The organism is Streptomyces sp. NBC_00433 (genome assembly GCA_036015235.1).
Classification (GTDB): Bacteria; Actinomycetota; Actinomycetes; order Streptomycetales; family Streptomycetaceae; genus Actinacidiphila.
On sequence record CP107926.1, the window covers coordinates 5,725,555 to 5,742,908 of the forward strand.

The following is a 17,354-nucleotide window of genomic DNA, read 5'->3' on the forward strand; positions in this document are numbered from 1 at the left end:
GACGGTACGGACGCCGGTGCGCGGGGTGCCCGTACGGTCGGCGGTACGGGCGCCGGTGACGGCCGTCGCGGGGGTGCCGGATCGTGAACTACGCCGTGTGGGTCCCCCTGCTGCTCCCCCTCCTGGCCGTGCCCGCCGCGAAGCGCCTGGCCGAGGCGCTGTCGCCGCGCGCCGCGGCCTGGCTGCTGGCCGGCTCCGCGGTGGCGCTGGCCGCGTGCAGTACGGCCGCGCTGGCGCTGCTCGCCGGGGCCGGGGCGCTGCGGCTGCCGCCGGTGGCCGCGCTCGGCCACCTCGTCCTGCCGGTCGTCGGCGACCAGGTCACCGTGCCGGCCGCGTGCGTCGCCGCGGCGCTGCTGGCCGCGGTCGGCGTCGCCCTGCTGCGTACGTCACGCCAGCGCGTCGTGCTCGCCGCCCGCGCCCGCCGCGTCGCCGCCGCCTCCGGTGCGGCGGCCGGCGACCTCACCGTCCTGGACGACGACGGGCCCGACGCGTACGCCCTCCCCGGGCGGCCAGGTCGGATCGTCGTCACCACCGGGATGCTCAGGGCGCTCGACCCGGCGGAACGGGAGGTGCTGCTCGCGCACGAACGCGCCCACCTCACCGGCCGCCACCACCACTTCCTCACCGCCCTCGCCCTGTCCTGCGCCGCCCACCCGGCCCTGCGGATACTGCGCGGCCCGCTCTCCTACGCCCTCGAACGCTGCGCCGACGAGGCCGCCGCCACCGCGATCGGCGACCGCCGCGTCGCCGCCCGCGCGATCGGGCGGGCAGCGCTGGCCACCCGCCCGACGGCGCCCCGCCCCCTCGCGGCCCTGTCCGCGAGCACCGGCCCCGTCCCCCGCCGCGTCGCCGCCCTCCTCACCCGCCCCCACCCCTCCCGCACCCCCCGCACCGTCGCCGCCGCCCTCGCCTGCTGCCTCGCCCTCTCCGCAGGCTGCGCCCTGGAGGCCGCCCACGACCTCCACGGCTCGATCGAGGTGGCCCAGGCCGAATAGCCCGCATCGCGCCCCGCCCCGATGGTGGCCCGGGTCGCCACCGCCCGAAGGCGGCTCCCCGGTCCGTTCGGGACCACCGGCGGGTGTGTGGCCGGCCGCGCCGTCCCCCGCGCTCCTGGGGGTGCCCTCCGGGGCAGAGGGCGAGCGTTTCCAGGGGCGCGTGGGGGTACCCCCAGGCGAGGCTCTGGGGGAGAACTGCGCGCCCAGCCCCGATGGTGGCGGGGGCCGCCACCGCCCGAACGGGGCGGCGCACGCTCGCGGCCGGACCCGCCCGCCGGTGGGCGGGAAAAGAACTTCGCGCCGCGATGTCGAGAAGCGGCGCCCGGCTCCGTCCCCGAGGTGAACGCGGCCACAATGGGCCGCATCCGCACCGAGGAGAACGACCATGGCCAAGTACCTGCTGCTGAAGCACTACCGGGGCGCCCCGTCCGCGGTCAACGACATCCCCATGGACCAGTGGACGCAGGAGGAGATCACCGCGCACCTCGCGTACATGAACGACTTCGCGGCCCGGCTGGAGAAGACCGGGGAGTACGTCGACGGGCAGGCGCTGAGCCCGGAGGGGACGTTCGTGCGGTACGACGGTGAGGGGCGGCCGCCGGTGACGGACGGGCCGTTCGCGGAGAGCAAGGACCTCATCGCCGGCTGGATGGTGATCGACGTCGACACGTACGAGCGTGCCGTCGAGCTGGCCGGGGAGCTGTCGGCGGCGCCCGGGGCGGGCGGGCGGCCGATCCACGAGTGGCTGGAGCTGCGCCCGTTCCTGACCGCCTCGCACAGCACCACGGAGTGCCCTCACCGGTGAACGAGGTCCTGCTCAGGAGCCTGACGCCGAGCGTGCTCGGCATCCTCGTCCGCCGCGGAGCCGATTTCGCGGCGGCCGAGGACGCCGTCCAGGACGCGCTGGTCGAGGCGGTACGGGTCTGGCCGGCCGACATGCCGCGGGACCCGAAGGGCTGGCTGGTCACCGTGGCCTGGCGGCGGTTCCTCGACGCGACGCGGGCGGACACCGCCCGCCGCCGGCGCGAGGACCGCGTCGAGGAGGAGCCGCCGCCGGGCCCCGCGCCCTCCGTGGACGACACGCTCCAGCTCTACTTCCTGTGCGCCCACCCCTCGCTGACACCGTCCTCGGCGGTCGCGCTCACGCTGCGCGCCGTCGGCGGGCTGACCACCCGCCAGATCGCCCAGGCGTACCTCGTGCCCGAGGCGACCATGGCGCAGCGCATCAGCCGCGCCAAGCGCACCGTCTCGGGGGTGCGGTTCGACCAGCCCGGCGACGTCGCGACCGTGCTGCGCGTCCTTTACCTGGTCTTCAACGAGGGCTATTCCGGCGACGTCGACCTCGCCGCCGAGTCGATCCGGCTGACCCGCCGGCTCTCCGCCGCGATCGACCACCCCGAGGTCGCGGGCCTGCTCGCGCTGATGCTGCTCCACCACGCCCGCCACGCCTCCCGCACCGCGCCGGACGGCAGCCTCGTACCGCTCGCCGAGCAGGACCGCGGCCGGTGGGACACCGGGATGATCACCGAGGGCGTGGCGATCCTGCAATCGGCCCTCGCCCGCGACCGGCTGGGCGAATACCAGGCGCAGGCCGCCGTCGCGGCGCTGCACGCGGACGCGCCCAAGGCCGAGGAGACCGACTGGGTGCAGATCGTGGAGTGGTACGACGAGCTGGTGCGCCTCACCGACAGCCCGGTGGTCCGCCTCAACCGCGCGGTGGCCGTCGGCGAGGCGGACGGCCCGCCCGCGGGCCTCTCGGCCCTCGCGTCCGTCCCGGACTCCGTCCCGCGCCGCACGGCGGCAGCCGCGTACCTCCACGAGCGGGCGGGCGATCTGCCGACGGCCGCCCGCCTCTACGCCGAGGCGGCTTACCTGGCCCCGAGCCTCCCGGAACGCACCCACCTGGCCCGTCAGGCGGCCCGCCTCAACGCGCGGGAGCACGCGTAAGCCCCCCGTGCCCAGCGGAAGCGGGCTGACCCGGGGGCCGCGCTGTCCCGCGGGGCCGGGGTGATCCGGGGGCCGGTCTGTCCCGCGAGGGCGGTCTGCCCCGGGGCCGGGCTGTCGCGCGGGGCGATGTGCCACGCCGGGCCGCGTGCGGGCGCGGGGTGGCACGGCCGTGGTCGCCTACGACCCGGCCGCGTGCGGGCCGAAGGCGTCCGGCCAGGGACAATGGCGGGGTGGAAGACACCTTCGCCGCCGCCCTGGCCCGCGCGATCCGAGGCGGCACCGACGACGTGGACGCCGCCGCGTCCGTGCTCGCCGCCGCGGCGGAGTGGGACGCGGTGGCGCGGCGCCACGCGGACGACGCCGTGAAGAACAGCGCCCTGCGCGGCTGGCAGCCGCAGGACCTGCTGCGGATGGCCGGCCGCGAGCTGGAGCCGCTGCACCAGCGGCTGGCGGCGGCACTGCCCGAACCGGGCCTCGGCGCCTTCGCCCGGACCGAGCGCCTCGACCGCTTCTCCGCGGCGACGGCGTATGTCGAGGTCCTCCGCCTGTACGCCCGCCTCCCGGCGATCCCCGCCCTGACCAGCGCTCCTGCCGAGGAATCCGCACCGCCGAAGATGCTGGCCCGCATCCGGGCCCTGCTGGCGAAGGCGGAGTCGACCGGCTACCCGGACGAGGCCGAGGCCCTCTCGGCGAAGGCCCAGCACCTGATGGCCCGCCACAGCATCGACGCGGCCCTGCTGGCCGCGTCCCACGACACGCAGTCCACCGCCGGCGCCCGCCGTATCGGCGTCGAGCGCCCGTACGAGGGCGCGAAGGCCCTCCTCCTGGACGCCGTCGCGGCGGCGAACCGCTGCCAGTCCGTGTGGTCCTCCGAGCTGGGCTTCTCCACCGTCGTCGGCCACGCCCCCGACCTCGACGCGGTCGAACTCCTCTACACCTCCCTCCTCGTCCAGGCCGACCGCGCCCTCCACCGCGGCCGCACCTCGCGCTCCCGCGACTTCCGCGAGTCCTTCCTGATCGCCTACGCCTCCCGCATCCGCGCCCGCCTGCTGACGGCCACCGAGGAGGAGGAGTCCGCGACCCCCGACCTCCTCCCGGCCCTGACCTCCCGCGCCCTGGCGGTCGAGGACACCACCCGCCGCCTCTTCCCGACCACGACGACCTCGCGTCTGAAGGCCCGCGACGCGGACGGCTGGCAGGAGGGCGAGTCGGCGGCGGACACGGCCCACCTCGCCACCGGCCGCGATCGCCAGTAGCCAGGAATATCTGCGACGAGATCGTCATGGACGCCCTGGCTGCGGAATTCGCCTGCCCCTCCCTCGTCGGCCCCGCTGTGGACGGGCCATCGGCCTGAAGCTCCGGGTGCGGACTACGCAAGGGAAGAGGGAGGTCAGGCGTCCGGGTGGGTGCAGAGGGCCCAGACGATTTTGCCGGGGCCGTCGCGGTCGGTGACGCCCCACTGGTGGGCGGTCAGGGTGTCCACCAGGGTGAGGCCGCGGCCCCGTTCGGCGTCGGTGGGGGCCTGGCGGAGGGTGGGGGTGCGCTCGGCGGGGTTGATCGAGTCGTGGACCTCGATGCGGATGCCGCCGGGGGCGGGGAGGATACTCACGCCCGTGCGGCGGCCGGGGGCGGTGGCGTGCTGGGCGGCGTTCGTCATCAGCTCGGTCAGCACGAGGCCCGCCGTAGGGGCCAGGTCAGCGAGGTCCCACTCGGCGAGTTTGCGCTCCAGGGAGTGGCGGGCCTGGTGGACGCCGCGGGGGGTGGCGGGCCACAGGATCTGGGCGGGGAGGTAGGGGGATGTCGTGGTCGCCATCGGGAGGAGCCGCCTCTGCGTGATCGGGGTTTGACGTTCTGTAGGCAAGAGTGGGCGTCGCCGCCTACGATCACCAGGGGTGGGGTATTGCCCCCTCCGACTGGCACCCGGCTGTGCCGCCGACGCGGGTTCGTCACGCTCCGCACGCAGGTGGCCGCGGCTGTCGCCGGGTCCGCCGGGCCGTTGCCCGGACGCAAGGCAAGGAAAGTGGGGTGCGTACTTCGCATGAACGGCAACGGGGATGACGGGCCGTCGGCTCGGGCGACCTATCGCAACGAGCTGCTACGGCAACGGGAGCACAACGGGTGGACCCTCGCCGAGCTGTCCGAGCGGACCCGATACGACGGCTCGTATCTGCAACGGCTGGAAAAGGGCGGCCGGTTGGGATCGGTCGACGCCGCCCGCGTGCTCGACCGGACCTACGGCACCGGTGAACTCCTCCACAACCTGTGGACATTGGCCAAGCGGGAGGCGGGCGCCAGTCGCTTCGCGGGGTTCAGCGAGGTGGAGGCGGAAGCCACCGGCATCCATGAGTTCAGTGTGAGCACGGTGCCGGGGCTGTTGCAGACCCCCGAGTACGCAGAGGCTCTGCTGCGAATGGAAGGGCCGGTGACCGAGGAAGTGCTGGCGCAACAGGTCCAGGCCCGGATAGCGCGGCAGGACCGCCTCGCCGGGCCCAAGCCACTGCCCTACCGGGGGCTGCTGGACGAGTCGGCGATCCGTCGTCCGGTCGCCGATCGGCAGGTGTGGGCCGACCAGTTGGAGCGGCTCGTCCAAGCGGCCCACATGCCGAACGTCTCATTGCAGATCGTGCCGTTCGGGATCGGCCCCCACCCTCTGGTCATGAGTTCGGTGCAGCTTCTGTGGCTTCCCAGCGGGCGCACTGTCGCGTACATCGAGGGCAGTTGGAGTGGCCAGCTGGTCCAGGAAATCGAGGACGTGGAGCGGCTTCGCTTGGCCTACGATCTCCTGAGGGATTCCGCGCTATCGACCGCCAACTCTCTCGCACTGTTGCGAACCATGCTGGAGGACCACACGTCATGCCGAACTCCGCACCAGACCTGAGCACCGCCACGTGGCGTAAGTCGTCGTACAGCGGCGGTACGAACCCCGACAGCTGCATCGAGGTCGCGGACGGCTACCCGGGCGTGGTCCCCGTACGCGACTCCAAGGACCCCCAGGGCCCCGCCCTGGTCTTCCCGGCGGCGGCCTGGGCCGCCTTCGTCGCCGACGTGCGGGCGGACCGCTTCCCCGGCTGAGGTCCGGGTGACGACAAGCGAGGGGGGACGTCATGGCGAAGGTGACGATCAGCCTGGACAGTGATCTGGCGATCGAGGTCATGCTGCTGGCCGGCACGCGAAGTCCGCAGGACGCGGTCGAGTTGATCGTCCGGGACTATCTGGAACGCGGGCACCGCACCGAGGCCCGTACCGGTGACACCGCCGACGGGCATCGCGTCGCCGATCGGCGCATCGCGCCGGAAGAAGGTCGATGAGGGCGGCGGACCGCTTCCCGCTCTGACCGGGTGGCGGACGCGTTCTGCCGCCCTCAGGTGCTTCTATGGTGACTCAGCGCAGCCGAGTAACCGCATGGAGCGACCATGGCCGAATCGTCGACCCCTCCGGGGGCCCCTGCCGGGTTCCGGCCGTCGAAAGGGTTTCGGCGGGAGGTCATGGACGCGATGACGCCGCGGGCCTCGATTCTGCTGCTCGGGGTGCTGATCATCGAACTGGCCTTCGTCGTCTCCTACATCGGGGCCTTCCACTCGCCGAAGCCGAGCCGTATTCCGCTGGCCGTGGTGGCGCCGGCGCGGGCGCAGGCGCAGGTGGCGGTCGTCGGGAAGCTGAACGAGCTGCCGGGCACGCCGCTGTCGGCGAGGTCGGCGGACAGCGTGGGCCAGGCGCGGAGCATGGTGCTGGACCGCAGCGTGGAGGCGGCGCTGGTGATCGGGCCGGCTCGGGGGCCCGACCAGCTGCTGGTGGCGTCGGCCGGGGGGCCCGCGGGGGTGCAGTCCCTGCAGCTGGTCTTCCAGAAGGTCAACGGGCCGGGGCGTGCCGTGGTGATCACCGACCTGCGGCCGCCGAACTCCGCCGACGGGCGCGGGCTGAGCAGCTTCTACCTGGTCGTGGGCCTGATCGTGGGCGGCTATCTGGCGTCCGCCGCCCTGTCGATGTCGTTCGGGGTGCGGCCCGCGAACCCGCACCGTACGGCCATCAGGCTGGGGGCGCTCGCGGTGCTGTCCGTGCTGTCCGGGCTCGGCGGGGCGATCATCGCCGACATTGTCTTCGGGGCGCTGACCGGTCACTTCTGGTCGCTCTGGTGGATCTCGGTGCTGGTCACCTTCGCGGCCGCGGCGGCTGGGATGGCCTTCCAGGTGCTGCTCGGGTCGGCCGGTGTCGCCCTCTCCGTGCTGATCTTCGTGGTGCTGGGGAATCCGAGCGCGGGCGGGGTCTTCCCGGCGTCGCTGCTGCCGCCGTTCTGGCGCGATCTCGGGCCCGCGCTGCCGAACGGCGCCGGGGTGACGCTGGTGCGCAACTACTCCTACTTCGGCGGCCACGACACCGCCACCGCCTGGTGGGTGCTGTCCGCGTGGGCGGTGGGCGGGGTGCTGGTCGGCGTCGCGGCGTCGCTGCTCGGCAAGCGGCGTGCGGAGCGCGCGGCCGGCACGGCCTGACCGGGGCGGGGCCAGGGCCTTCTTCCCGGGGCCGGGGTGGTGGGTAACGGTTCGGGGACGTCGCGACCGGCGGGTGCAGGGGCTGGGCTAAGACCGGGTCATGACGACTGATGCCCCCTTGTGGGTTCACTGCGGCCAAGGCGCCGGTCCAGGTGACCCGTTCGCCGGATGCACCGGGATCACTGTCACCGCCTCCGGGCGGTGTCTGGCCGACGCCGACGCCACCGAACAGACCGCGTATCTCGCATCCCTGTCACCCGGCGCCGACCTGGACTTACGGGGCACCACCATCGGCCGGCAACTCCTGTCCCGCATCCTCAGTGTCATGGTCGACCCGGCAACCAGACGAGCAACATTAGGAACCGCCCGATTCGACTCGGCCATTTTCACCGGGGACGCCCGATTCGACTCGGTCGCCTTCGCCGGGGACGCCTGGTTCACCTCGGTCACCTTCGCCGGGGTCGCCCGATTCACCTGGGCCACCTTCGCCGGGGTCGCCTGGTTCGACTCGGCCACTTTCACCGGGGTCGCCTGGTTCGACTCGGCCACCTTCACCCGGAACGCCTCGTTCACCTCTGCGGTGTTCGAGAGCACTCGTGACGTGGGACCGCTGGTGTGTGCGGGAGTCCTGGATCTGTCGACCGCGTCGTTCGCGATGCCGGTCGCGTTGCAGGTCGCAGCGTGGCGGGTGGTGTGCCGGCGGACGCGGTGGGCGCAGGCGGCCACGGTGTGGGTGCGCTACGCGGAGGTCGACCTCAGCGATGCCGTGGTCGACCATCCGCTGGCCGTGGCCACGCGGCAGCGCCCCTTCGACGGTCTGCGGGGGCCGCTGGACGAGAGCGCCATGGGCAGTGCCCGGGCGCAGGCCAAGGTGGTGTCGTTACGGGGTGTGGACGCCGCCCACCTGGTGCTGACCGATCTGGACCTGTCCGCGTGCCTGTTCTGCGGCACGATCCACCTGGACCTGTTGCGGCTGGAGGGACGCTGCCCCTTCGGCCTGCCCAATCCCGCCGGCATCCACTGGCGGCGCGGACTGCCGGTGCGGCACACCCAGCGCCTCCTGCTCGCCGAGGAGCAGCACTGGCGCCACAGCAGACACCACCCGGTACCGGGGTGGCTGCCGGCTCCTCCTGGCGTCGACATCGTGGAGCCGCCCGCGCTGGCCGCCCTCTACCGGGCACTGCGCAAATCCTACGAAGACTCCCGCAACGAGCCCGGCGCCGCCGACTTCTACTACGGCGAGATGGAAATGCGCCGCGCCGACCCCACCATCGCTCCTGCCGAGCGCGGCCTGCTCAACATCTACTGGGCGCTCTCCGGTTACGGCCTGCGGGCCGCTCGGGCCGTCGGATGGCTGTTGGCCGCCGTAGCACTGACCATGCTGCTCATGATGCTGTGGGGCCTGCCCGCACACGACACCGCGACGCGGAGCACCGGCACCGTCACCGGTCGCCGCATCATCCTCACCACCGACGCTTCCGCCCCCGAGAACCCCACCGGGCCACCCGGCGACCGCCTCACCACCGGGCGGTTCGAGAAGAGCCTGCGCGTCGTCGTCAACTCCGTGATCTTCCGGTCCTCCGGCCAGGACCTCACCACCACCGGCACTTACACGGAAATGGCCTCCCGCCTGACCGAGCCCGTCCTCCTCGGCCTGGCCGCCCTCGCCGTCCGGGGTCGCATCAAACGCTGACCCCGGACGGAGAGGCCGTCCCGCTGACGGGCGAGGGGTCAGAACTGCTGGACGAAGTACGGCGACACCGTCATCCGGCCGTTGCCCCGGGCGCCGTTGAGCTGGCCCGAGGAGGACTGGGCGAGGGTGTACCAGGAGTCGACGTAGTCCGCGTCGTTCGTGTACCAGGACGACGGGATGGCGGCCAGGATCGCGTCGACCAGGGGGATGTAGGCGCCCTGGTCGGTGATGGTGAGCAGGGCGTCCGCCAACGCCTTGGCCAGGGTGGCGTAGTTGGTGTCGCCGTCGTCCTCCATCATCACGACGTCGGCCAGGTTGTACTTGTAGTTGGACCAGTTGACCAGGATCTGGTTGGGGTAGTACGTGGTGCCGTCGTTGTCCAGGTAGGGCATGTCGACGGTGTCGACCCGCACCTTGCCGTCGAATCCGAAGCCGCTGACGACCGAGAAGATCTCGGCGTCGCCGAGTATCCAGGGCTCCTCGTCGTCGTTGAGGTGGACGGAGTTGACCTTGGTGGTCCAGTAGCCGCCGGTGGCCGGGGTGGCGGCGGGGGCGGTCCTGGCCGAGGTCTTGCCCAGGGCCTTGCCGAAGGCTTTGTCGACCTGGGCGAGCCCGGTGGTGGCGGCCTTGGTCACGTCGACGTCCACGACGTAGACGGGCCGGCTCGGCGCCTGGCGGGCGCTGAGGGTGTGGACGCGGCCGGCGCTGTCGTAGGCGGTGACCGCGGCGCCGTTGTCGTCGTCGGCGGCGACGGCCACGAGCGGGACGGCGTCCGGGGTCAGGGCGGGCTTCATGCTGTCGGCGCCGAGCCGGACCCGCAGCAGCGACCCGGTCTGCGGGCCGAGGCCCTTGGCCGCGGCGATCCGCTGGTCGGCGGCGGCGACGGCCGCGCCGAAACCGGCGGGGGCGTGGCGGGCCGCGCTGAGCGGGGCGAGGTCCACCTGCGCGGAGCCGAGCGCGGCGGCCCGCACCTGGCCGCGCCAGGCGGGGTCGGCGAGCGAGGCGGCGAGGCCGCGGGCGACGGCGGTCTCCGCGGCGGAGACGGCGGAGACGGCGGAGACGGGGGATGCGGCAGGAGCGGTGGGCGCCGCCGCATGGGCGGCGGGCAGGGCGAGGCCCTGGACGGCCAGGACGCAGGACGCGCTGAGTGCGAGGGTGATCGCGGCGCGCTTGGTCGCGGTGAGGTGCACGGGGGTTCCTCCTGGAGGCGTGCCGGTGCCGCGGGTGAGCGGCGTGGCGGCGGGCGAGGGGACTTCAGGGCGGAGCCGATCTATGCGGGTAGAAAACCCGCACCCATGGTGTCCGTAGCATGCCAACTCGCACAAGACGTTCTTCCGGACATGGTCGAGCCGAGCATGCCGGCACCGGCTCGAAACGGACCTTCGCGGCGGTTTTCCGGAGGGCCGTCTCCGTCAGGCGGCGTTGCCGTGCGGGGTGGGGCTGATCGTCAGGTCGGCGTCGACGGCGTGTTCGCCGGCAGGCTCGTGGCGGGTCTCGCAGGCGATCCGGGCTGCGTGGGTGCGGTCCACCTCGGCCGGCTCCCGCGTCCTGGCTCTGCGGAAGACCGTCAAGAGCACGAAACGGCGGCCGGGGGCGGGCCAGTTGGCACGGGTGTCAGGGGGCCATCGGTTGCACGCCGAGGGCGGTCCCCGCCGGTGGCCGGGACCGCCCTCGTGCGGGTGGGGTCAGACGGTCAGGGGGTCCAGGAGCAGGGGGCGGACGCGGCCCTCGATCATGGCGCCCAGGCCCTGGACGGCCACGGTGTCGGGGTGGTCGGCCACGTGGACGGGCATGCCCGTGGCCTGGCGGAGCATCAGGTCGAGGCCGGGCATCAGCGCGCTGCCGCCGGCCAGCATGATGCCGCGGTCGCCGAGGTCGGCGACCAGGTCAGGGGGGCAGCGGCGCAGGACGCCGGTGATGGCGTCGACGACCGCGGTCAGCGGGGTGCGCATCGCGTGGCGTACGCCCTCGGTCTCTACCAGGACCGAGCGGGCCATGCCGCTGACCACGTCGCGGCCGTGCACCTCGGTGGTGGGGGTGCCGCCGGTGGCGGGGGCGCCGAGCATCTGGTGCAGGGGCCGGACGGACTGGCTGGGCAGCATCAGCTCGTGCGCGTTGCGCAGGTGCTGCACGACCGCGCGGTCGATGGCGTCGCCGCCGACCGGCACGGTCTCCGCCGACACGATCGAGCCGAGCGAGAGGACGGCGACCTGGGTGGTGCCCGCGCCGCACACCACGATCATGGTGGCCTCGGGGTGCTCCACCGGCAGCCCGCAGCCGACCGCCGCGGCGATCAGCGTGTCGACCAGCTCGACCCGGCGCGCGCCGAGCCCGTACATCGTCTCGACGGCGGCCCTGCGGGCGATCGGCTCGCTGCCGTGCGGGGTGCACACCGCGGCCCGCATCATCGGCATCCGCAGCCTGCGGCGGCCGAGCTTGTCGCCGAGGATGTGCCGCAGCATCCGCTGGGCCATGGCGATGTCGACCACCGCGCCGCCCGCGACCGGGCGGGCGACCCGGATGTGCTCGGGGGTGCGGCCGGCCATCTGCTCGGCATTGGCGCCGACCGCGATGAGCGCGCCGGTGCGGACGTCGACCGCGACCACGCTGGGCTCGTCGGCGACCAGGCCGCTGCCCCGCAGGTAGACCCGGGTGCGTGCGGCACCCAGGTCGACCGCGACGGTGCAGCGGCGCAGCTGGACCAGCGTGTGGTTGGTGGGGAGACCGATCACCGTGCGCCTCCCAGGTGGTGGCCGCGCTTGGAGTGGTAGGTGGCCAGCGACCAGATGATGAAGACGTAGATTCCGATCATGATGAGCGACCAGGCGGGCTGGTAGGGCAGGAACATGAAGTTCGCCAGCAGGGCGATGGAGGCGATGCCGATGCCCGCGTAGCGCGACCAGGCCTCGCCCCGGAGCAGGCCGAGGCCGACGAGGACGGCGAGGACGCCGATGACCAGGTGGATCCAGCCCCACGCGGTCACGTTGAACTTGTATGCGTAGCCCCCGGAGACGACGAAGACCGAGTCCTTGGCGATGCCGACGATGCCTTCCAGGACCGCCATGATGCCCGCTACCACCAGCAGGACGCCCGCGAAGACCGTGCCGCCCGCCGCCCAGGCCCTGCGTTCGTCGTCGTGGTGCGGGCCGCTGGGCGGCGGCTGCGCGGAGGGTGTGGTTTGGCTCATGGCGGCTCCCGAGTCCGAAGCAGACGGCGGGAGGGTCCGTAGCGCCCGATACGCCCTCAACGGTACGAACGCTGCGAATCCATGCAATACCCGCCTTGACTACAACATGATGTGACGACCAGTCGGATAATGCGAGCAGGACTGGGCCGTACGGGAGTGCGCCATGCGGGGGTTTCGTACGGAAGGGGGGCGGCCGGAGGCCGAACGGGGTCGGCGGCCCTTACTCCGCCTCCTCCAGGCGGAAGCCGAGCTTGAGGCCCACCTGGTAGTGCTCGACCTCGCCGTCGACGATGTGCCCGCGCACCTGCGTCACCTCGAACCAGTCGAGGCCGCGCAGGGTCTGCGAGGCACGCCTGATGCCGTTGCGCACGGCGGCGTCCACCCCTTCCGGCGAGGTGCCGACGATCTCCGTCACGCGATAGGTGTGCTCGGCCATGGCGGACTGCCCTTCGCTGGGGGTCGGGATGCCCTTCCACGGTGCCCCAGCCGGGCCCTGCCCGCACCACGGCGCTTTCCACGGGCGCGCGGGTCGCCACCGGCCGAAAGGGGCTGCCCGGCCCGTGCCGGACCACCGGCCGGTGGGGTGCGGGGCGCAGCCGGTTCGCGGCAGCGGATATGTGGGCGTATCGGCATAAGATGGGTCACGTGACGACCGGCAGGCCCACCGCGCTCGTGCGCTGGATACCGGGCGGGATGATCGCGGCCGGGGTGGTCTTCGACCTGGTGACCCCCGCTCCCTACACCGGCGACCCGCTCTTCGCCGGCGGCTGCGTGCTGGCAGGGGCCACCCAGGCGAGGCGGGCGACCCTTGTCACGTTCGCGTGTGCACTGCTCGCCATGCTCGCGCTGAGCATGGAGGACCACCGGCTCGCCGAGCACCGCGGCATCGCCGACCTCGGCAGCGTCGTCCTGGCCGGCGCGATCGCCCTGGTCGTCAACCGGGTCCTGCACCGCTTCGGGCGGCGCCTGGAGACCGTACGCGGCGTTTCGGAGGCCGCACAGCGCGCGCTGCTGCCCGACCCGCCGCAGCGCATCGGCCCGCTCAGCATCGCCGCGCGCTACGAGGCCGCCGCGTCCGAGGCGAGGATCGGCGGCGACGTCTACGCCGCCCAGGCGACGCCGTACGGCATACGGCTGCTGATCGGCGACGTCCGCGGCAAGGGACTGGGCGCGGTGGGCGCCGTCGGCGCGCTGCTCGGCGCCTTCCGCGAGGCCGCCGACGCGGAAGCCGACCTGCCGCGGCTCGCCGACCGCCTCGACCGTGCGCTGGAGCGCTACAAGGCCGGGCGCGAGGAGGAGACCAGGCTCGAAGGCTTCAGCACCGGGCTGCTGGCCGAGTTCAGCTCCGACGGCGGCACCCTGCGGCTGGTGAACCGCGGCCACCCGCCGCCGTATCTGCCGGCCGCGGACGGCGCCGTCCGCGCCCTGGAGCCGTCCGCGCCCGACCTGCCGTTCGGCATGGAAGGGCTCGGCGGGGTCCGCCGCGCGCCCGACGAGGTGCCGGTGCCGCACGGCGCCACGCTGCTGCTGGTCACCGACGGGGTGACCGAGTCGCGCGACGCGGCAGGCGCCTTCTACGACCCGCAGGCCCGGCTGCCCGCGCTCGGCCCGCAGGCCACCGCGCAGCAGGCCGTCGAGACGCTGCTCCGCGACCTGGACGCGTGGACCGCGCACCGGCTGCCGGGCGACGACGACCGCGCGGTGCTCGCGGTCCGCCGCGACTGAGCGCGTGCCCAGCGCCTCAGCGCCTGCGGTAGCACAGCGTGTACGCCAGCTCCGGGAAGTCGCTGGGCTTCCAGGTGGTCCACGCGTCGCTCCCGCAGAACTTGCCGTTGTTGTACTTCGGGGTGCGCCCGGTGACGATGACGTTGGCCTTGGCGCAGGTGGCCGCGTGCAGGGAGGGCCGGGTGGCCGTGCCGCTGAAGCGCATGCACTGGTTCAGGACGGCGTGGCCCGCGTCGTCCGGGTAGATCATCGACAGGCAGAGCGTGACGTCGAGGTCGGACCGGCCGCTCACACCGAAGTGCTCCGCCCAGTCGTTGTTCCGCAGGCCCTTGCAGCGGCTGCCGTCGGTCGTGCCGGTGATCCGCTTCTGCACGGTGAAGGCGCCGGCCTGGCAGGACAGCTGGTCCCAGTCGCTGGTGGCGCCGCTGCCGTAGACGCAACTGCCGGCGGCCGCGTGGTAGGCGGAGCCGTTCTCGTACTGGTAGCTGAGGCACAGGACCAGGTTCTGGCCCGGGTAGGACACGTTCCAGGAGTCCTCGGGGACCCGGTCGCAGCCGTGCGTGTCGGTGGTGCCGTGCAGCACCTGGACGACCTTGAAGGTCTGCGGCACGCAGGTGACCCGCGTCAGGTCGGCGGACCGCGCCGTCCCCGTGTTGGTGAAGCAGTCGCCGGTCTGCGCGGTCGCGATCGGGTCCTCGGGGGTGGGGGAGTCGGACGGGGCGGGGTCCGACGAGCCGCTGCCGTCGTCGCCGGGGGCCCCGTCGTCGGTCGGATCGTCGCCGGGCTGGTCGGGCAGGTCGTCCGGCAGGTCGGACAGGCCGGGGACGGTGGTCGCCGTCGCGCCCGCGGGCGGATTCGCCGCGAAGGAGTCGTCGTGCGAGCCGCCCGCGGTCAGTATCAGGGCGGCGACGACGGCGAGGCCGACCGCCGCGGCCACGACCGACACGGGCACGTCGCGCCACCACGGCCGCCGCGGGGGTGGCGCCAGCGGCGGCACGGCGCCCGGCGGGGTGCTGCCGTTCAGCCGGGCGACCAGGTCGTGGACGGTCGGGCGGGCGGCGGGCCGCTCGGCCAGGCAGTCGGTGATGAGCCGCGCAAGGACGGGGTCGCCGACGGGCAGCGGCGCCTGCTGCCAGGCGCCGGGCGGGCGGCCCGTGGCGGCGAAGTGCAGGACCGCGCCGACCGTGTAGACCGCGTCCGGGTCGCCGGCCGCACCCCCCACGACGTACGCGATGCCGAAGGGGGCGAGCCGCGGCCCCTCGGGCGCCATGATCACGGCGGACGGTTCGAGGCCGGTCAGCAGGGCGCCGGCCGCCTGCGCGCCGGCCAGCGCGCCGGTCAGCGCCACCGCCAGGTCGCGCAACAGGTGCGGCGGCAGCGGCCCGCTGCCCGCGACGCCTCCCGCCAGCGTCGTCGCGTCGGGCCCCGCCGAGACCAGCCAGGGCACCGGGCCCTCGGTGTCCGCGTCGACGGGCAGGACGAAGGGCCCGGCGATACGGCGGGCGTCGTCCACGTCGCGCCGGAAGCGGGCGCGCGCCGCCGGGTCGGCCGCCAGCCGCGGGTGCAGCAGGGTGACGGTGACGGTGGCGCCGCCCGGGTGGCGGCCCGCGTACGCCTGCCCCAGCTCGCTCGCGCCGAGCCTGCCCACCAGTTGGTAAGGGCCGACCCGTGCCGGGTCGCCCGCCGTCAGCGGTTCCATGTCCCAGTTCCCCCGTTCCGTAGCGCCCGTGTGGCGGAGGGGCGCTACCGCGACCGGCTGCCTGATCGCCGGTCAGCCGACTGAGGGGACACTGTGGCACTGCCGTACGCGGCACGCCACCGCCGGGGGCAGGTCAACGGCCCGGCGGCTCAGTGGTGGAAGGCGGTCGCCACCGATTCCGGCCGGTTCAGCGGGTGCGGCTGGCGGCGCAGCTCGGGCAGCAGCCGCTCCAGATCGTCCATCAGCAGGTCGGCCAGGTCCTCGGAGAAGCCGTTGCGGCACACCACCCGCAGCACCGCCAGATCCTCCCGGTCGGCCGGGTAGGTGTAGGCGGGCACCAGCCAGGAGTGCTCGCGCAGCCGCCGCGACACGTCGAAGACGTCGAAGGACGTCACGTCGGGCTTGGTCGTGACCGCGAAGACCGGCAACTGGTCGCCCCGGGTGATCAGCCGGAATTCGTCCAGCGCCGCGAAGCGCTCGGCGAGCGACATGGCCACGTCCCTGCTGCTCTGCTGCACCGCACGGAAGCCGTCCCTGCCGAGCCGCAGGAAGGTGTAATACTGCGCCACCACCTGCGCGCCCGGTCGGGAGAAGTTCAGCGCGAAGGTCGGCATGTCGCCGCCCAGGTAGTTCACCCGGAAGACCAGCTCCTCGGGCAGCGCGTCGGCGTCCCGCCACAGCGCCCAGCCGACGCCCGGGTAGACCAGGCCGTATTTGTGGCCCGAGGTGTTGATCGAGGCGACCCGCGGCAGGCGGAAGTCCCACACCAGGTCCTCGTCGAGGAAGGGCGCGATCATGGCCCCGGAGGCGCCGTCGACATGCACCGGGATGTGCGTGCCCGTGCGCTCCTCGTAGGCGTCCAGCGCCGCGCAGATCTCCTCGACCGGCTCGTAGGAGCCGTCGAAGGTCGAGCCGAGGATCGCGACCACCCCGATGGTGTTCTCGTCGCACAGCGCCAGTGCCGCGTCCGCGTCCAGGTGCAGCCGGTCCCCGGTCATCGGTGCGAGCCGGGCCTCGACCTCCCAGAAGGTGCAGAACTTCTCCCAGCACACCTGCACGTTCGCGCCCATCACCAGATTGGGCCTGGCCGTCGCCGGATAGCCCTTGGTGCGCCGCATCCAGCGCCGCTTCAGCGCCATCCCGGCGAGCATGCACGCCTCGGACGACCCGGTGGTCGAGCAGCCGACGACCGTGTCGGGGTCCGGCGCGTTCCACAGGTCGGCGAGGATCGCGACGCAGCGCCGCTCCAGCTCGGCCGTCCGCGGGTACTCGTCCTTGTCGATCATGTTCTTGTCCCTGCACTCCTCCATCAGGATGTCCGCCTGCGGTTCCATCCAGGTGGTGACGAAGGTGGCCAGGTTCAGCCGCGAATTGCCGTCGAGCATCAGCTCGTCGTGCACGAGCTGGTAGGCCGCGTGCGGCGTCATCGGCCCGTCGGGCAGCCGGTGCTTCGGCGGCGCCGTATCCATCCCGCCGACCGGGTCCGCGTCCCCGAAGAAGGGGTTCACCGCGATCGGCCGCGGACTTCCTGAGCCTTTGTGGAGTGACATGCCGTCACGATACGTCGGTGCGCGCGGCTTGGCGGTGAACCAGATGCGGCAGGTTTTGTCGTTCGTTGGGC

Annotated in this window: 17 protein-coding genes; 10 read left to right on the forward strand and 7 right to left on the reverse strand. The window is 73.4% G+C overall.

The genetic code is table 11. The features are described 5' to 3' along the window. Positions 1-83 precede the first annotated feature (83 nt). From OG900_24485 to OG900_24500, 4 genes are all read left to right on the forward strand, one after another. The gene (locus OG900_24485) at positions 84-995 is read left to right on the forward strand and encodes a M56 family metallopeptidase (protein WUH92956.1); all 912 of its coding nucleotides are present in this window, start codon (positions 84-86) and stop codon (positions 993-995) included. A 385-nt stretch (positions 996-1,380) separates the two neighbouring features. Further along, a complete protein-coding gene (locus tag OG900_24490) occupies positions 1,381-1,800 on the forward strand; it encodes a YciI family protein (GenBank protein WUH92957.1) in 420 nt (139 codons plus the stop codon). Then, positions 1,797-2,942 carry an RNA polymerase subunit sigma-24 gene (locus OG900_24495; protein WUH92958.1) on the forward strand — a complete coding sequence of 382 codons (1,146 nt, stop codon included), beginning with the start codon at positions 1,797-1,799 and terminating at the stop codon, positions 2,940-2,942. Before OG900_24490 ends, OG900_24495 begins: the two co-directional genes overlap by 4 nt. Positions 2,943-3,172: 230 nt before the next feature. Next, positions 3,173-4,198: a DUF2786 domain-containing protein gene (locus OG900_24500; GenBank protein ID WUH92959.1), complete on the forward strand. Its 1,026-nt coding sequence runs from the start codon at positions 3,173-3,175 to the stop codon at positions 4,196-4,198. Positions 4,199-4,332: 134 nt separating this feature from the next. On the opposite strand, the gene OG900_24505 is transcribed toward OG900_24500, so the two are convergent. Next, the gene (locus OG900_24505; protein ID WUH92960.1) at positions 4,333-4,755 is read right to left on the reverse strand and encodes an ATP-binding protein; all 423 of its coding nucleotides are present in this window, start codon (positions 4,753-4,755) and stop codon (positions 4,333-4,335) included. A gap of 225 nt (positions 4,756-4,980) precedes the next feature. Here OG900_24505 and OG900_24510 point away from each other — a divergent pair, with 225 nt between their 5' ends. The 5 genes from OG900_24510 to OG900_24530 all read left to right on the forward strand — a co-directional run bounded on the left by OG900_24510 (position 4,981) and on the right by OG900_24530 (position 9,122). Further along, positions 4,981-5,820 carry a helix-turn-helix transcriptional regulator gene (locus OG900_24510; protein WUH92961.1) on the forward strand — a complete coding sequence of 280 codons (840 nt, stop codon included), beginning with the start codon at positions 4,981-4,983 and terminating at the stop codon, positions 5,818-5,820. After that, the gene (locus OG900_24515; GenBank protein ID WUH92962.1) at positions 5,796-6,014 is read left to right on the forward strand and encodes a DUF397 domain-containing protein; all 219 of its coding nucleotides are present in this window, start codon (positions 5,796-5,798) and stop codon (positions 6,012-6,014) included. The genes OG900_24510 and OG900_24515 overlap by 25 nt, the downstream gene beginning before the upstream one ends. 32 nt (positions 6,015-6,046) lie before the next feature. Next, a complete protein-coding gene (locus OG900_24520) occupies positions 6,047-6,250 on the forward strand; it encodes a hypothetical protein (protein WUH92963.1) in 204 nt (67 codons plus the stop codon). 177 nt (positions 6,251-6,427) lie between these two features. After that, positions 6,428-7,429 carry a DUF3533 domain-containing protein gene (locus OG900_24525; GenBank protein ID WUH92964.1) on the forward strand — a complete coding sequence of 334 codons (1,002 nt, stop codon included), beginning with the start codon at positions 6,428-6,430 and terminating at the stop codon, positions 7,427-7,429. Between the two features lie 100 nt (positions 7,430-7,529). Then, a complete protein-coding gene (locus OG900_24530) occupies positions 7,530-9,122 on the forward strand; it encodes a pentapeptide repeat-containing protein (GenBank protein ID WUH92965.1) in 1,593 nt (530 codons plus the stop codon). A gap of 38 nt (positions 9,123-9,160) precedes the next feature. Here the strand turns inward: OG900_24530 and OG900_24535 are convergent, their stop codons facing one another. From OG900_24535 to OG900_24550, 4 genes are all read right to left on the reverse strand, one after another. Beyond that, positions 9,161-10,312 carry a DUF3103 domain-containing protein gene (locus tag OG900_24535; GenBank protein ID WUH92966.1) on the reverse strand — a complete coding sequence of 384 codons (1,152 nt, stop codon included), beginning with the start codon at positions 10,310-10,312 and terminating at the stop codon, positions 9,161-9,163. A gap of 495 nt (positions 10,313-10,807) precedes the next feature. Further along, entirely contained in the window at positions 10,808-11,854 is a 1,047-nt protein-coding gene (locus OG900_24540) for a rod shape-determining protein (GenBank protein ID WUH92967.1), read from the reverse strand. Further along, positions 11,851-12,309 (reverse strand): hypothetical protein, encoded by a 459-nt coding sequence (locus OG900_24545; GenBank protein ID WUH92968.1) that lies wholly within the window; start codon positions 12,307-12,309, stop codon positions 11,851-11,853. The genes OG900_24540 and OG900_24545 overlap by 4 nt, the downstream gene beginning before the upstream one ends. Before the next feature lie 220 nt (positions 12,310-12,529). After that, complete coding sequence (locus OG900_24550; protein WUH92969.1) at positions 12,530-12,745, reverse strand: dodecin family protein; 216 nt, start codon at positions 12,743-12,745, stop codon at positions 12,530-12,532. A 209-nt stretch (positions 12,746-12,954) separates the two neighbouring features. Between OG900_24550 and OG900_24555 the strand changes: the two genes are divergently transcribed. Then, a complete protein-coding gene (locus tag OG900_24555) occupies positions 12,955-14,034 on the forward strand; it encodes a serine/threonine-protein phosphatase (protein ID WUH92970.1) in 1,080 nt (359 codons plus the stop codon). A 16-nt stretch (positions 14,035-14,050) separates the two neighbouring features. Here OG900_24555 and OG900_24560 read toward each other — a convergent pair whose 3' ends face one another. Both OG900_24560 and OG900_24565 read right to left on the reverse strand, forming a co-directional pair. Continuing rightward, positions 14,051-15,733 carry a hypothetical protein gene (locus OG900_24560; protein WUH92971.1) on the reverse strand — a complete coding sequence of 561 codons (1,683 nt, stop codon included), beginning with the start codon at positions 15,731-15,733 and terminating at the stop codon, positions 14,051-14,053. 149 nt (positions 15,734-15,882) lie between these two features. Further along, complete coding sequence (locus tag OG900_24565) at positions 15,883-17,283, reverse strand: glutamate decarboxylase (protein ID WUH92972.1); 1,401 nt, start codon at positions 17,281-17,283, stop codon at positions 15,883-15,885. Positions 17,284-17,354: the final 71 nt, after the last annotated feature.

What these genes read in the sequence shown, in the direction of transcription:
- OG900_24490 (WUH92957.1), top strand. Translation starts at nt 1,381, where the DNA reads ATGGCCAAGTACCTGCTGCTGAAGCACTACCGGGGCGCCCCGTCCGCG.
- OG900_24505 (WUH92960.1), bottom strand. Translation starts at nt 4,755, where the DNA reads ATGGCGACCACGACATCCCCCTACCTCCCCGCCCAGATCCTGTGGCCC.
- OG900_24510 (WUH92961.1), top strand. Translation starts at nt 4,981, where the DNA reads ATGAACGGCAACGGGGATGACGGGCCGTCGGCTCGGGCGACCTATCGC.
- OG900_24515 (WUH92962.1), top strand. Translation starts at nt 5,796, where the DNA reads ATGCCGAACTCCGCACCAGACCTGAGCACCGCCACGTGGCGTAAGTCG.
- OG900_24520 (WUH92963.1), top strand. Translation starts at nt 6,047, where the DNA reads ATGGCGAAGGTGACGATCAGCCTGGACAGTGATCTGGCGATCGAGGTC.
- OG900_24525 (WUH92964.1), top strand. Translation starts at nt 6,428, where the DNA reads ATGGACGCGATGACGCCGCGGGCCTCGATTCTGCTGCTCGGGGTGCTG.
- OG900_24530 (WUH92965.1), top strand. Translation starts at nt 7,530, where the DNA reads ATGACGACTGATGCCCCCTTGTGGGTTCACTGCGGCCAAGGCGCCGGT.
- OG900_24545 (WUH92968.1), bottom strand. Translation starts at nt 12,309, where the DNA reads ATGAGCCAAACCACACCCTCCGCGCAGCCGCCGCCCAGCGGCCCGCAC.
- OG900_24550 (WUH92969.1), bottom strand. Translation starts at nt 12,745, where the DNA reads ATGGCCGAGCACACCTATCGCGTGACGGAGATCGTCGGCACCTCGCCG.
- OG900_24560 (WUH92971.1), bottom strand. Translation starts at nt 15,733, where the DNA reads ATGGAACCGCTGACGGCGGGCGACCCGGCACGGGTCGGCCCTTACCAA.
- OG900_24565 (WUH92972.1), bottom strand. Translation starts at nt 17,283, where the DNA reads ATGTCACTCCACAAAGGCTCAGGAAGTCCGCGGCCGATCGCGGTGAAC.